At 60.3% G+C, this 14340-nt stretch carries 16 protein-coding genes; 14 read left to right on the top strand and 2 right to left on the bottom strand.

Annotation, left to right across the window (positions count from 1 at the left end; all coding sequences use genetic code 11):
* The first annotated feature begins 59 nt into the window (after positions 1-59).
* The 12 genes from fleN (at position 60) to FBY04_RS10230 (ending at position 10757) form a co-directional block, all read left to right on the top strand.
* A complete protein-coding gene (gene fleN / locus FBY04_RS10175; RefSeq protein WP_008001746.1) occupies positions 60-890 on the top strand; it encodes a flagellar synthesis regulator FleN in 831 nt (276 codons plus the stop codon).
* Complete coding sequence (fliA, locus tag FBY04_RS10180) at positions 887-1627, top strand: RNA polymerase sigma factor FliA (RefSeq protein ID WP_007894214.1); 741 nt, start codon at positions 887-889, stop codon at positions 1625-1627. Before fleN ends, fliA begins: the two co-directional genes overlap by 4 nt.
* A 167-nt stretch (positions 1628-1794) precedes the next feature.
* The gene (locus FBY04_RS10185) at positions 1795-2166 is read left to right on the top strand and encodes a chemotaxis response regulator CheY (RefSeq protein WP_008006721.1); all 372 of its coding nucleotides are present in this window, start codon (positions 1795-1797) and stop codon (positions 2164-2166) included.
* Positions 2167-2188: 22 nt separating this feature from the next.
* On the top strand, positions 2189-2977 hold the full coding sequence (locus FBY04_RS10190) for a protein phosphatase CheZ (RefSeq protein WP_084320577.1): 789 nt from the start codon (positions 2189-2191) through the stop codon (positions 2975-2977).
* Positions 2978-3023: 46 nt separating this feature from the next.
* Positions 3024-5270, top strand: a complete 2247-nt coding sequence (locus FBY04_RS10195) for a chemotaxis protein CheA (RefSeq protein WP_084320578.1) — start codon at positions 3024-3026, stop codon at positions 5268-5270.
* 50 nt (positions 5271-5320) lie between these two features.
* Positions 5321-6451: a chemotaxis response regulator protein-glutamate methylesterase gene (locus FBY04_RS10200; RefSeq protein WP_145315142.1), complete on the top strand. Its 1131-nt coding sequence runs from the start codon at positions 5321-5323 to the stop codon at positions 6449-6451.
* Positions 6451-7191: a flagellar motor protein gene (locus FBY04_RS10205; RefSeq protein WP_017337198.1), complete on the top strand. Its 741-nt coding sequence runs from the start codon at positions 6451-6453 to the stop codon at positions 7189-7191. The genes FBY04_RS10200 and FBY04_RS10205 overlap by 1 nt, the downstream gene beginning before the upstream one ends.
* A 15-nt stretch (positions 7192-7206) precedes the next feature.
* The gene (gene motD / locus FBY04_RS10210) at positions 7207-8097 is read left to right on the top strand and encodes a flagellar motor protein MotD (RefSeq protein ID WP_084320580.1); all 891 of its coding nucleotides are present in this window, start codon (positions 7207-7209) and stop codon (positions 8095-8097) included.
* A 39-nt stretch (positions 8098-8136) separates the two neighbouring features.
* The gene (locus FBY04_RS10215) at positions 8137-8925 is read left to right on the top strand and encodes a ParA family protein (RefSeq protein WP_084320581.1); all 789 of its coding nucleotides are present in this window, start codon (positions 8137-8139) and stop codon (positions 8923-8925) included.
* Position 8926: 1 nt separating this feature from the next.
* On the top strand, positions 8927-9805 hold the full coding sequence (locus tag FBY04_RS10220) for a CheW domain-containing protein (RefSeq protein ID WP_145315143.1): 879 nt from the start codon (positions 8927-8929) through the stop codon (positions 9803-9805).
* A gap of 73 nt (positions 9806-9878) precedes the next feature.
* A complete protein-coding gene (locus FBY04_RS10225; RefSeq protein ID WP_008024622.1) occupies positions 9879-10364 on the top strand; it encodes a chemotaxis protein CheW in 486 nt (161 codons plus the stop codon).
* The gene (locus tag FBY04_RS10230; protein ID WP_017337202.1) at positions 10365-10757 is read left to right on the top strand and encodes a DUF2802 domain-containing protein; all 393 of its coding nucleotides are present in this window, start codon (positions 10365-10367) and stop codon (positions 10755-10757) included.
* A gap of 113 nt (positions 10758-10870) precedes the next feature.
* Here the strand turns inward: FBY04_RS10230 and FBY04_RS10235 are convergent, their stop codons facing one another.
* On the bottom strand, positions 10871-11200 hold the full coding sequence (locus FBY04_RS10235) for an EscU/YscU/HrcU family type III secretion system export apparatus switch protein (protein ID WP_084320583.1): 330 nt from the start codon (positions 11198-11200) through the stop codon (positions 10871-10873).
* Positions 11197-12771: a flagellar hook-length control protein FliK gene (locus FBY04_RS10240; RefSeq protein WP_145315144.1), complete on the bottom strand. Its 1575-nt coding sequence runs from the start codon at positions 12769-12771 to the stop codon at positions 11197-11199. Before FBY04_RS10240 ends, FBY04_RS10235 begins: the two co-directional genes overlap by 4 nt.
* A 197-nt stretch (positions 12772-12968) precedes the next feature.
* Between FBY04_RS10240 and ccmA the strand changes: the two genes are divergently transcribed.
* Together ccmA and ccmB are read left to right on the top strand one after the other, a co-directional pair.
* Positions 12969-13604, top strand: coding sequence for a cytochrome c biogenesis heme-transporting ATPase CcmA (ccmA, locus tag FBY04_RS10245; RefSeq protein ID WP_145315145.1), 636 nt, complete (start codon positions 12969-12971; stop codon positions 13602-13604).
* Positions 13601-14269, top strand: a complete 669-nt coding sequence (ccmB, locus tag FBY04_RS10250; RefSeq protein ID WP_084320586.1) for a heme exporter protein CcmB — start codon at positions 13601-13603, stop codon at positions 14267-14269. The genes ccmA and ccmB overlap by 4 nt, the downstream gene beginning before the upstream one ends.
* Positions 14270-14340: the final 71 nt, after the last annotated feature.

Here is a 14340-nt window from a genome sequence, read left to right on the forward strand (position 1 = left end):
TGTGAACGCGCAGCCAGTAATGTGGCCTCCGTCTATGCAAGACAAGGTAAAGAAATAACATGGGCAGCATGCATCCCGTACAGGTGATCGCGGTGACCGGCGGCAAAGGTGGCGTCGGGAAGACTAACGTGTCAGTGAACTTGTCCCTGGCTCTAGCTGAGCTCGGCCGGCGCGTCATGCTGCTGGACGCCGATCTGGGGCTGGCGAACGTCGACGTCCTGCTGGGGCTGACACCCAAACGTACCCTGGCCGATGTCATCGAAGGCCGCTGTGAGCTGCGCGACGTGTTGTTGCAGGGGCCCGGCGGTATCCGCATCGTCCCGGCGGCGTCCGGCACTCAGAGCATGGTGCATCTGAGCCCGGCGCAACACGCCGGCCTGATCCAGGCGTTCAGCGATATCGGCGACAACCTCGACGTTCTGGTGATCGACACCGCTGCGGGCATTGGTGACTCGGTAGTCAGTTTCGTTCGCGCCGCGCAGGAAGTCCTGCTGGTGGTCTGCGACGAGCCGACCTCGATCACCGACGCCTATGCACTGATCAAACTGCTGAACCGCGATTACGGCATGAACCGCTTCCGCGTCCTCGCCAACATGGCCCAGAGCCCGCAGGAAGGGCGCAACCTGTTCGCCAAGTTGACCAAGGTCACGGATCGCTTCCTCGACGTCGCCTTACAATACGTCGGTGCGGTGCCGTACGACGAAAGCGTGCGCAAGGCCGTTCAGAAGCAGCGCGCGGTTTATGAAGCTTTCCCGCGTTCCAAGTGTTCCCTGGCCTTCAAGGCCATCGCACAAAAGGTCGATACCTGGCCGCTGCCTGCCAACCCGCGTGGGCACCTGGAGTTTTTCGTCGAGCGCCTCGTGCAACAAACGGCAGGACCCGTGCTATGACAGCCAGCGGTTATAACCTCTACAAGAAGTCGGCGCGTGACGCGCAGTACGAGCTGATCGAGCGTTACGCGCCACTGGTCAAACGCATTGCTTACCACTTGCTGGCGCGATTGCCAGCCAGTGTTCAGGTCGAAGACCTGATCCAGGCCGGCATGATCGGCCTGCTTGAAGTATCGACCAAATACGACGCTAGCAAAGGCGCGAGTTTCGAGACGTACGCGGGCATTCGAATCCGCGGCGCGATGCTCGATGAAGTCCGCAAGGGGGACTGGGCGCCACGTTCGGTCCACCGCAATACCCGCATGGTCAGCGACGCAATTCGCTCGATTGAAGCTAAAACCGGCCGTGACGCTAAAGATCACGAAGTTGCGGCCGAACTCCAATTGAGTCTCGACGATTACTACGGGATTTTGAACGACACCCTGGGCAGCCGGTTATTCAGTTTCGACGATCTGTTGCAGGACGGCGAACACGAAGGGCTGCACGAGGATGGCGCGAGTGCTCATCTCGAGCCGTCACGCGATCTGGAAGATGAACGCTTCCAGGCGGCGCTGGCGGACGCGATTGCCAATTTGCCGGAGCGTGAGCGACTGGTGTTGGCGCTGTACTACGACGAAGAGTTGAATCTCAAGGAAATCGGTGAGGTCCTGGGGGTCAGCGAATCTCGGGTCAGCCAGTTACACAGCCAGTGCGCGGCCCGTTTGCGGGGGCGTTTGGGGGAGTGGCGAGCGCGCTGAAGGCAGTGTGGGGACACTGCGAACGTGGCTGGTGTGGTGTTGAACTGCGCCGGTCTCGATCTGTTGTGCTCCAGACAGTCATTGAGTGCTTTGCCGGATTGATTGAAATGGCGCGTCCAGGTGCTGGGCGCGTTTAAGACTGCTTGGAGGTCGAATTGGACAAGAACATGAAAATCCTCATCGTTGATGACTTCTCAACGATGCGGCGGATCATAAAAAACCTGTTGCGTGACCTTGGGTTCACCAACACGGTCGAGGCTGACGATGGCATTACTGCCATTCCGGTTCTCAACAGCGGGAGCATCGACTTTCTGGTAACGGACTGGAACATGCCTGGCATGACCGGTATCGATCTGCTGCGTCACGTGCGCGCCGATGAAAAGCTCAAGCACCTGCCAGTGCTGATGGTGACTGCTGAAGCCAAGCGCGAGCAGATCATCGAAGCGGCCCAGGCCGGTGTTAACGGCTATGTGGTCAAACCCTTCACGGCCCAGGCGTTAAAAGAAAAAATCGAGAAGATTTTCGAACGCATCGGTTGAGAAACTGCGCCACGGGGGAGCTATGGACCAAAACGAATCTTCACAGGGCGATTTTGAATCGACCCTGAAAAAACACGCAGTCGAACTGGTCGAAAGCCTTGAAAAAGGCAAGTTTGGCGACGCTGTGCAACTGATCCATGAGCTCAATCAGACCCGTGACCGTGGCCTGTATCAGGAAGTGGGCAAGCTCACCCGCGAGCTGCACAGCGCGATCGTCAATTTCCAGATTGACCCGCACATGCCGCAAGCCGAGGAAGTGTCCCAGATCACAGATGCCACCGAGCGACTGGGCTACGTTGTCAAGCTGACAGAGGCCGCAGCCAACCGCACCATGGACCTGGTCGAAAACTCTACGCCATTGGTCAACAGCCTGAGCGATGAAGCCCAGGCGCTGAGCACGGATTGGGGGCGGTTCATGCGTCGCGAAGTCGGGGCTGAAGAGTTTCGCGAGCTGGCACGGCGTGTCGACGGTTTCCTGACACGCAGCAGCGCGGACAACCGCGCGGTGTCGAGCAACCTCAACGACATTCTGCTCGCTCAGGATTACCAGGACCTCACAGGTCAAGTGATCAAGCGTGTGACCCAGTTGGTCACCGAAGTTGAAAGCAACCTGCTCAAGCTCGTGCTTATGGCCAGTCAGGTGGACCGCTTTGCGGGCATCGAACATGACCGTGAAGCGATGCTTGCTGAAAAAGATCCGCAAAAACATCTCTCTCAGGGTGAAGGTCCGCAGATTCATGCCGATAAAAGAGAAGACGTTGTGTCCGGTCAGGACGATGTGGACGATTTGCTATCCAGCCTAGGGTTTTAGAATTTTAGGTATTTTAGGTTTTTAGACCTGTAGGAGCACACCCTTAATGAGCTTCGGCGCCGATGAAGAGATCCTTCAGGATTTCCTGGTTGAGGCCGGCGAGATTCTAGAGCAACTGTCCGAACAGCTGGTCGAACTTGAAAGCCGACCGGATGATGCGGACTTGCTCAATGCAATTTTTCGCGGTTTTCACACTGTAAAAGGGGGCGCCGGCTTCCTCCAGCTCAACGAGCTGGTGGAGTGCTGTCACATCGCCGAGAACGTGTTCGACATCCTGCGCAAGGGTGAACGTCGCGTCGACTCGGAGTTGATGGACGTGGTTCTCGAAGCGCTGGACGCGGTGAACAGCATGTTCAGCGAAGTCCGCGAGCGCAGCCCGATCACGGCTGCCACGCCTGAATTGCTCGCGGCCCTGGCCCGTCTGGCCGAGCCGCAAACCGCCGATGAAGCCGCACCTGTGGCTCAAGTGGCGGAAGAGCCGGCTGTCGAAGCCGAATCAGGCGACATCACCGATAACGAATTCGAACAACTGCTGGACTCGCTGAACGCCGTCAAGGCTCAGGCCGAGGCTCCGACAGCTGCTCCGCTGCCAGCCGGCGATGCCGCTGCCAGCGACGAAATCACCGACGCAGAATTCGAGTCGTTGCTCGATCAACTGCACGGCAAAGGTCAGTTCGCCGTCGACGCGGTGGCAGCTCCTGCTGCACCCGCCGCACCGGCTGCCCCGAAAGCGGCAGGCGACAGTTCCGACATTACCGACGACGAGTTCGAAGCGCTGCTCGATCAGCTGCACGGCAAGGGCAACTTTGCCGTCGACGCGCTGGAGTCGGCCATTGCTTCGGCCCCGGTCGCCGCTGTGCCTGGCGCCAAAGCGGCCGGCAGTGATCTGATCTCGGATCACGAGTTCGAATCGCTGCTCGACGAATTGCACGGTAAAGGCAAATTCACTGAAGTCGGCACCGGTTCCGCCGCTTCTTCGGTAGCGGCACCCGTTGCCAAAGCCCCGGCACCTGTCGCCAAGGCGCCCGAGCCTAAAGCCGAAGCGCCGAAGCCTGCTGCCGCTGCTGCACCGGCGCCAGCCCGTGCACCGGCTGCGCCACCGGCGGAAAAGCCGGCCAGCGAAGCCGAGACCACCGTGCGGGTCGACACCGCGCGTCTCGACGAAATCATGAACATGGTTGGCGAATTGGTACTGGTGCGTAACCGCCTGGTTCGCCTGGGCGCCAACAGCGCCGATGAGGCCATGTCCAAGGCCGTGTCGAACCTCGACGTGGTCACCGCCGACCTGCAAACCGCGGTCATGAAGACCCGGATGCAACCGATCAAGAAGGTCTTCGGGCGCTTCCCGCGCCTGGTTCGCGACCTGGCTCGCCAGCTCAAGAAAGAGATCAACCTGGAGCTGGTCGGCGAAGAAACCGACCTCGACAAGAACCTTGTCGAGGCACTGGCCGACCCGCTGGTCCACTTGGTGCGCAACTCGGTCGACCACGGTATCGAAGAGCCGGCTGATCGTGAAGCGATGGGCAAACCGCGAAGCGGCAAAGTGATTTTGTCCGCTGAACAGGAAGGCGACCACATCCTGCTGTCCATCTCCGACGACGGCAAGGGCATGGACGCCGATGTGTTGCGCGGCATCGCGGTCAAGAAAGGTCTGATGGACAAGGATGCGGCGGACCGGCTCAGTGAGTCTGACTGCTTCAACCTGATCTTCGCACCGGGTTTTTCGACCAAAACCGAGATCTCCGACGTGTCGGGTCGTGGCGTGGGCATGGACGTGGTGAAAACCAAGATCGCCCAGCTCAACGGCACCATCAACATCTACTCGACCAAGGGCAAAGGCTCGAAGATCGTCATCAAGGTGCCGTTGACCCTGGCGATCATGCCGACGCTGATGGTCATGCTCGGCAACCAGGCGTTTGCGTTCCCGCTGGTGAACGTCAACGAGATCTTCCACCTCGACCTGTCGCGCACCAACGTGGTGGACGGTCAGGAAGTGGTGATCGTGCGGGACAAGGCGCTGCCACTGTTCTACCTCAAACGCTGGCTGGTCAGCTCCGCTGCTCACGAAGAGCAGCGCGAAGGCCATGTGGTGATCCTTTCGGTAGGCACCCAGCGGATCGGCTTCGTCGTCGATCAACTGGTCGGCCAGGAAGAAGTGGTCATCAAGCCATTGGGCAAAATGCTCCAGGGAACCCCGGGCATGTCCGGCGCCACCATCACCGGTGACGGCCGCATTGCGCTGATTCTCGATGTTCCGAGCATGCTCAAGCGTTACGCCGCACGGCGTATTTGATTCTGGGGGAGCGGGGCGACTGAGCCTCGCCCCCGCCTAACGGAGTGTTTATGGTAGTCAAGGTCCTGGTGGTGGACGATTCGGGGTTTTTCCGCCGCCGCGTCTCGGAAATTCTTTCAGCGGATTCGAATATCCAGGTTGTCGGCACGGCAACCAACGGAAAAGAGGCGATCGATCAGGCGCTGGCCCTCAAGCCGGACGTGATCACCATGGACTACGAGATGCCGATGATGGATGGCATCACGGCAGTGCGGCACATCATGCAGCGCTGCCCGACCCCGGTGTTGATGTTCTCCTCGCTGACGCACGAAGGCGCCCGGGTCACTCTGGATGCACTGGATGCCGGCGCGGTGGATTTCCTGCCGAAGAATTTCGAAGACATCTCGCGCAATCCCGAGAAGGTCAAGCAACTGCTGTGCGAGAAGATTCTCAGCATTTCGCGCAGTAACCGTCGTGTCAGCGCTTACAGCGCGCCGGCACCGGCGCCGGTCTCGACGCCAGCCCCGTCCCCCGCACCTTCCAGCGTCAGCAGTCATGGCAGCAACGTCCCTGCACGTCCGGCACCGATCCCGGCCCGTGCACCTGCGCACGCACCGTCGTCGCCGGCGCCGAAGCGCAAAGCCTACAAGCTGGTTGCCATCGGCACTTCCACCGGTGGCCCGGTTGCCCTGCAGCGCGTATTGACGCAATTGCCGGCCAATTTCCCTGCCCCGATCGTGCTGATCCAGCACATGCCGGCGGCGTTCACCAAAGCCTTCGCCGAACGTCTGGACAAGCTCTGCCGCATCAGCGTCAAGGAAGCCGAGGATGGCGACATCCTGCGTCCGGGCCTGGCGTTGCTGGCACCGGGTGGCAAGCAAATGATGATCGATGGCCGTGGCGCGGTGAAAATCCTGCCGGGCGACGAGCGTCTGAACTACAAGCCGTGCGTGGACATCACCTTCGGTTCGGCGGCCAAGTCCTACGGTGACAAAGTTCTGGCGGTCGTACTGACCGGCATGGGCGCCGATGGCCGTGAAGGTGCGCGTCTGCTCAAGCAGGGCGGCAGCTCGATCTGGGCTCAGGATGAAGCCAGCTGCGTGATCTACGGCATGCCGATGGCCATCGTCAAAGCCGAACTCGCCGATGCGGTGTACGGTCTCGACGACATAGGCAAGCACCTGGTCGAGGCGTGTATCTGATGGATGTACTCAGCCTTATCGGGATCATCATGGCGTTTGTCGCCATCATTGGCGGCAACTACCTTGAAGGTGGTCACCTCGGCGCACTGGCCAACGGCCCGGCGGCGTTGATCGTACTCGGCGGGACCGTCGGTGCGGCGCTGCTGCAATCGCCGATGAGCGCCTTCAAGCGCGCCATGCAGATTCTCGGCTGGATCCTGTTCCCGCCTCGCGTGGACCTGGCTGGCGGCGTCGACCGCGTGGTGAACTGGAGCCTGACCGCTCGCAAGGAGGGTCTGCTCGGTCTGGAAGGTGTGGCCGACGCCGAACCCGACGCCTACTCGCGCAAAGGCCTGCAACTGCTGGTCGACGGCGCCGAGCCGGAAGCGATTCGCAGCATTCTGGAAGTGGATTTCTACACCCAGGAAAGCCGCGACATCGAAGCCGCCAAAGTCTTCGAAAGCATGGGCGGCTATGCGCCGACCATCGGCATCATCGGTGCGGTGATGGGCCTGATCCACGTCATGGGCAACCTGGCCGATCCGTCGCAACTGGGCAGCGGCATTGCCGTGGCCTTCGTCGCCACCATCTACGGCGTGGCCAGTGCCAACCTGGTGCTGCTGCCGATCGCCGCCAAACTCAAATCCGTTGCATTGCGCCAGTCGCGTTATCGCGAAATGTTGTTGGAAGGCATTCTGTCGATCGCCGAAGGTGAAAACCCTCGCTCTATTGAGTTGAAGCTTCAGGGCTTCATGGATTGATGGGGGTAATGGACTATGGCTCGTCGTCGACAACCTGAAGAACATGTAAACCATGAACGCTGGCTCGTTTCCTATGCCGACTTCATTACGTTGCTGTTCGCCTTTTTCGTGGTGATGTACTCGATCTCTTCGATCAACGAAGGCAAGTACAAGATCATTTCGCAAGCGTTGATCGGCGTGTTCACCGATTCGGATCGGGCGCTCAAGCCGATCCCCATCGGTGAAGAGCGTCCGAAAACCGTGACCCCGGCCAAGCCGCTGGTCAAGGACAGCGAGCAAGTCGACGCTGGTATTTCCGGGGCCAGTGATCCGCTGAAAAGCATCGCCGATGACATCAGTGCCGCGTTCGGCGACTTGATCAGCTCCAATCAGATGACCGTTCGCGGTAACGAGCTGTGGGTCGAGATCGAACTCAATTCCAGCCTGTTGTTCGGCAGTGGCGATGCCATGCCCAGCGACATGGCGTTCAACATCATCGATAAAGTCGCAGCGATCCTGAAGCCGTTCGACAACCCGATTCACGTCGAAGGGTTCACCGACGATCAACCGATCCGCACCGCGCAGTACCCGACCAACTGGGAACTGTCCTCGGCGCGTTCGGCGAGCATCGTGCGCATGCTGGCGATGCAGGGTGTGAATCCGGGCCGGCTGGCGTCGGTGGGCTATGGCGAATTCCAGCCGGTGGCCAACAACGCCACGGCAGAGGGCAGGGCGCGCAACCGTCGCGTGGTGCTGGTCGTGTCACGAAATCTCGATGTACGTCGCAGCCTCACCGGCACCGGAACCGCCCATGCGCAACCGGATGCCGCGTTGAAGCGTGCTGGCACACAAACTGCACCTGCACCGGTCAAGTCGCCGGGACGAGAGAACGCCGTCAATTCTCCGTCACCCGCATTAATACGTTGAGCTATTTCCCGGTCGACCCGACCGGGTGGAACAATCCGAATGAGAGTCTGGGCCGTTGCCAATCAAAAGGGTGGTGTTGGTAAAACCACTTCCTCCATCGCTTTAGCCGGGTTGCTGGCCGAGGCGGGCAAGCGCGTGGTCGTGGTCGATCTGGACCCCCACGGCTCGATGACCAGCTACTTCGGTTACGATCCCGACAGCCTGGAACACAGCAGCTACGACCTGTTCCTGCACAAGGGCAGCGTGCCGCAAGGCTTGCCCGGTCAGTTGCTGTTACCCACCAGTCACGCGAGTATTTCCCTGTTGCCGTCGAGCACTGCGCTGGCGACGCTTGAGCGTCAGTCGCCGGGCCAGAGTGGTTTGGGCCTGGTGATTGCCAAGAGCCTGGCGCAACTGTGGCAGGACTTCGATTACGCCGTAATCGACAGCCCGCCGTTGCTCGGTGTGCTGATGGTCAATGCCTTGGCGGCCAGTCAGCAATTGGTGATTCCGGTGCAGACCGAGCACCTGGCGGTCAAAGGCCTGGAGCGCATGGTCAACACCCTGGCGATGATCAACCGCTCACGCAAACAGCCACTGGCATTCAGCATCGTGCCGACCCTGTTTGATCGGCGCACCCAGGCGTCTCTCGGGACCTTGCGGGTATTGCGCGACAAGTACCCTGAAGAAATCTGGCAAGGCTACATCCCGGTTGACACGCGTTTGCGCGATGCCAGCCGTGCCGGCGTGACGCCTTCGCAATTCGACGGCAAGAGCCGCGGCGTGATGGCCTACCGCGCGCTGCTCAAGCACATGCTGACCCAGCAATCCGTTGCGCAGGTGGCGTGAGATGAATCGCCCGGTAAAAATCACTTCCCGTCCACAACTTGCGCTCCAGTCTTATCTGGACAGCTTGCTGATGGACGCGACCGAAGAGTTGCCGCCGGAAATCGAAGCGATCCCCGAGGTGGTCGAGGTTGAAGCGGCGCTGGACGAGTTCCAGGCTGCGGTGCTTGAAGAGCAGGCGCGTGATGCACAGAAACCGGCTGAGAAACCGGCGGCCGTTGTCGCACCGGTCGCAGCACCTGTGGTGAAGGCCCCGGTGGCACTGATCGAGGCGCCGGCGCCGGTTTTGGCCCCCGTCTCCACCATCGCGCCGCTGCTGCAAGCCCTGGTGCCGCCGATCGTCGAAGTTCATTTGCCACCGAGCAACACGCCGCCACCGGTGGAAACCGACGGTCGTCCTGTCTGGGCCGCCGAGCCGTTCGAATGCCTGCTGTTCGATGTCGCCGGGTTGACCCTGGCGGTGCCGTTGGTGTGCCTGGGCTCGATTTATTCCCTGGCCGGTCAGGAGCTGACACCGCTGTTCGGTCAGCCGGAATGGTTCCTCGGGATTCTGCCGAGCCAGGCCGGCAATCTGAAAGTGCTCGATACCGCCCGTTGGGTCATGCCCGACCGCTATCGCGATGACTTCCGTCAGGGGCTGCAATACGTTATTTCGGTTCAGGGCTACGAGTGGGGGCTTGCGGTGCATCAGGTCAGCCGCTCGTTGCGCCTGGACCCGAACGAAATCAAGTGGCGCACTCACCGTGGTCAACGGCCATGGCTGGCGGGCACTGTGATTGAACACATGTGTGCGTTGCTTGACGTTTCCGAACTGGCCGAGTTGATCGCCAGCGGTGGGGCAAAACACATGGGCGGCAGCAAGCCGGTCCACAAACCGACATAAAAACAGGCGGGGCAAGTGACTTGCCATCGCAACGAACACACACCGCTAGGGCGGTTTTTCGAGGGGTCAGGGTATGAATGATAAGGCGTCGTCTGCAAAGGGTTCCGAAGATCCGATCCTGCAATGGGTAACCTTCAAGCTGGACAATGAAACCTACGGCATCAATGTGATGCGCGTTCAGGAAGTCCTGCGCTACACCGAAATCGCCCCGGTCCCAGGTGCCCCGAGCTACGTGCTGGGCATCATCAACCTGCGCGGTAACGTGGTCACCGTGATCGACACCCGTCAGCGCTTCGGCCTGATGAATGCCGAGATCAGCGACAACACCCGGATCGTCATCATCGAAGCCGACAAGCAAGTGGTCGGCATCATGGTCGACAGCGTGGCCGAAGTGGTTTACCTGCGTCAGTCGGAAATCGAGACTGCGCCGAACGTGGGTAACGAAGAGTCCGCCAAGTTCATTCAAGGCGTGTGCAACAAGAACAACGAATTGCTGATCCTGGTCGAGCTGGACAAGATGATGAGCGAAGAAGAATGGTCGGAACTGGAGAGTATCTGATTGATTCTTGAGGTTGCGGTCATTGTCCTGTTCCTTTTCTGGGCAGGCACGCTGGCGATGTTTCTGGCGTACATTCGGGGCCAGCGGCAGATCGCTGCGCAACAGGCCCAGGGCGATGCGTTGCGTGATCAGCGCATCAAGGACCTGGCCAAGCGCGTTGACGACTATCAGAGCGGCAACGTGCGCATGGGTGAAGACCTGCATGAACTGCGTGCTGTCGTCGGGCCGTTGCCGGACAAGCTGGCTCAGCTTGAACAGCGCGACCCGTCGAGTCTGTCGTTCGCCCAGGCAGCCCGCCTGGTCGGAATGGGGGCGAGCGTTGATGAACTGACTCAGTCCTGCGGGTTGACCCAGGCTGAGGCGGAGTTGATGAGCAAGTTGCACAAGAACTGACAGGCCAAAAGATCGCAGCCTCGTTGCACTCGACAGCTCCTACATGGGATGGCATTCACCCTGTAGGAGCTGTCGAGTGCAACGAGGCTGCGATTTTTTGCATTCAACACACATCAGTAATCATCCCCGCGATCGGTGATGTCCTTCTCGACCATCAACGCACTCGGATCATGCCCCTGCGGAAACTTGCCTTTCAGATTCCACGCAAACGCAATGATCTCGGCAATCGTGCGGTACAACTCCTCCGGAATACTGTCACCCAGCTCCATCCTTGCCAGCAGTTTCACCAGCTCGGCGTTCTCGTAAATCGGCACTTCATAATCGCGGGCAATCTTCAGGATTTCTTCTGCCAGTTCTTCGTCGCCCTTGGCCGTGAGGGTCGGGGCGTGGGTGCCGTCGTATTTGAGGGCGATGGCCTGGCGTGGCGTATCGGAATTTCTCATGCGGTTTCGTCGACCCAGCGTTGTTCGAGACGGGTTTGCGGCCCTTGCGGTGGTGTGCCCAAGTGGCAATCGAGATCGCCGACGTTCAGGCCTGACGCCAGCAAGCGTTCGCGCAGCCCGGCCAGGTTGCTCTCGATCAGGCTGGCGGTGTAGGGGCGCTCGGCCCACAGCTGGCTGGACAGGCTGCCTTCGATCAACTGCGCCTGAATCTGCAAGGGGCCCAGCGGCTCCATGTCGAACGCCAACTCGACGCGCCACAGTTGTTGTTTGGGTTCGCGTTCGTCACGGCGTTCCTTGGGTTGATCTTTTTCGGGCGCTTCCTCGCGCTGAAACTTGACCTGCAGCGGCACGATGTCCTGCAGGTTGCGCATGGGGATTTCCAGCTGCCAGGTGCTCATCAGCCGACCGTCGTCCGTGACGCCGGTCTGCTCCAGGCTCGACAGTTGATGGCTTTGCAGGCGTGAAACCGCTGCGGCGGCCAAGCGCAGCAAGTGCTCCAGATCATCTTCCCCCTCCAGGTTTTGCAGAAAACGCTCGGGCAGGGGGAAACTGGTCGGCTGTGGTTTGGCGCTGACCTGACCGAGCATGCCGAGGGCGCTGCGCACGAAACTGGGCATGGTCTGGGCCAGGGTGTTGGCCGCAATGATCGCGTTGAGGTTGGTATTGGCCGGCAGCCCCTGACTCAATTGCGCGATCAGCTTGAGCAGGTCGCCTTTCATATCGGGTGCCAGTGTCGGGTTTTGCCCGGTAAGCAACTTCGCCTCAAGGAACAGGCCGCTATTGGCCAGGGCCAGGGCCAGGCCTTTGGGTGTACTCAGTTGCTGAACGTCCGGCAGGCCGGCGAGCAACCTGTCCACGGCGGCTCGCAGGTCGCTGGAGGTCTGATTCGAGGCTGGAAGGTTTTGCAGGAGTTTGAGCAATCCGTCCAGCGAGCCTTGGCGGCTTTGCTGGCTGACCAGTTGCTGGGAGACTGCCAATTGCTCCTGACGGTTACTCAGCGGGACGAATTTCAGGGTCTGGGCGTCTTGTACCAGCGCGCTCAACAACGTGCCGATGCGCAGCGGCGTCGGGCTGTCGATGCTCAGGGTGCTGCCGCTCAGTGACGTGTTCAGCAGGCTTACCAGCGAGCGAAAAACCGTTGGCTGCCCCGGCACTTGCGGCATCACCTGGGACGTCAGCACTTTGCCTTGCAGCAAGGTGCCCACCGGCAATTGCGCCGTGTCGAGGCGGGTGAGGGTGGCAACGCTTGCGGCGATGGCCTGTTGCACGGTGATGGCCAGGTTGCTCGCCGAGGGCTGGGTGATCGCCAGGTTCGTGCCCTGAGGCAACGGTTGACTGCTGGTGGCCTGAACCGTGGTCTGACGGCCGCTTTCGAGGGTGACCTTGAGTAGCAGTTGAAAGGTCTGATCCGCCTGCTTGAGCGACAGCACTTCGGCCTTGGCGGATTGCCCGGCGGTGATCAGCCCCTCCATCGGCGTCAGCAGCTTGAGCAAGTCGCCACTCACCACCTGCGGACGCGATGTCGCGGGCGTGGTCGGTGGTAGCGGGAGGATGTTCATTTCGCCTGTCATACGCGGTCACAACCTGAGGAAATTGCCCTCTTTAGAGTAGGGCATGGCATGTATAATGCCGCCCGTCTTTCGGAGAGTGGCGAAAACATTGCAATTGTTTGACGCAGCTCTCTAGAACAGGCCGCCAATGCATCTATGCTGCATCTCTTTAGCGGCCGTTCCGCCGCCGACTTGAACCGCAAAAGGCCCGTGATCTCTTGACCAGTCCTGTCCTGCAAACCGTTGCCCTTGCCTGTGAGCGAGACCTTCGGCTGCTCTTCGAAAATCTCGAATTGAGACTGGCCAGTGGCGAAATGTTGCAAATCAGCGGCCCCAACGGCAGTGGCAAAACCAGCCTTTTACGTCTGCTGTCGGGCCTGATGCAGCCGACCGCCGGTCAAGTGTTGCTCAACGGCCAGCCGTTGAACGAACAACGCAGTGAACTGGCGCGCAACCTGCTGTGGATCGGTCACGCCGCCGGCATCAAGGATTTGCTGACCCCGGAAGAAAACCTCAGCTGGCTCTGCGCCCTGCATCAACCGGCCTCCCATGAAGCCATTTGGGCAGCGCTTGCCGCTGTCGGACTGCGCGGTTTCGAAGATGTTCCCTGTCACACCCTGTCCGCTGGGCAGCAACGCCGTGTGGCGTTGGCGCGTCTGTACCTCGACAGTCCGCCACTGTGGATCCTCGACGAGCCATTCACCGCGCTCGACAAACAAGGCGTGGCGCAACTCGAAGAACACCTGGCCGCGCACTGTGAGCGTGGCGGCATGGTCGTGCTGACCACCCACCACACGCTGAACCGGATGCCGGCCGGCTATCGCGATATTGATCTGGGGAACTGGGCCGTATGAGTGTTTTCGGCCTGTTGGTCGCCCGTGAGGCTCGCTTGTTGTTCCGCCGTCCGGCGGAGTTGGCCAATCCGCTCGTATTCTTCGCGATCGTGGTTTCGCTGTTCCCGTTGGCGGTCGGTCCCGAGTCTCAATTGTTGCAAACCTTGTCTCCGGGACTGGTCTGGGTGGCGGCCCTTTTATCGGTCTTGCTCTCGCTGGACGGGCTTTTCCGCAGTGATTTCGAAGACGGTTCCCTTGAACAGTGGGTCCTTTCGCCGCACCCCTTGCCTCTTCTGGTTTTGGCCAAGGTACTGGCACACTGGGCCTTCTCTGGTCTGGCACTGGTTTTGCTCGCTCCACTGCTGGCATTGATGCTCGGTTTGCCAACCGCCTGTCTGCCAGTGTTGCTGCTTTCCCTGTTGCTCGGTACACCGGTGCTCAGCCTGCTCGGTGCGGTGGGCGCAGCCCTGACGGTGGGGTTGAAGCGTGGTGGCCTGTTATTGGCGCTGCTGATTCTGCCGTTGTACATCCCGGTGTTGATTCTCGGCAGTGGCGCCTTGCAGGCGGCCTTGCAGGGCATGCCGGCGACCGGTTATCTCCTGTGGCTTGGCAGCCTGACCGCCCTGGCGATAACCCTGACACCGTTTGCAATAGCTGCTGGCCTGAAGATCAGCGTCGGCGAATAATAATGAGGTCTGATCAATTTTTGATCACTTTCTTTTAAGAAAGGCAGACCCTTCGCTACTCGTGATGGCGA

Source organism: Pseudomonas sp. SJZ080, assembly GCF_007828295.1.
Classification (GTDB): domain Bacteria; phylum Pseudomonadota; class Gammaproteobacteria; order Pseudomonadales; family Pseudomonadaceae; genus Aquipseudomonas; species Aquipseudomonas migulae_A.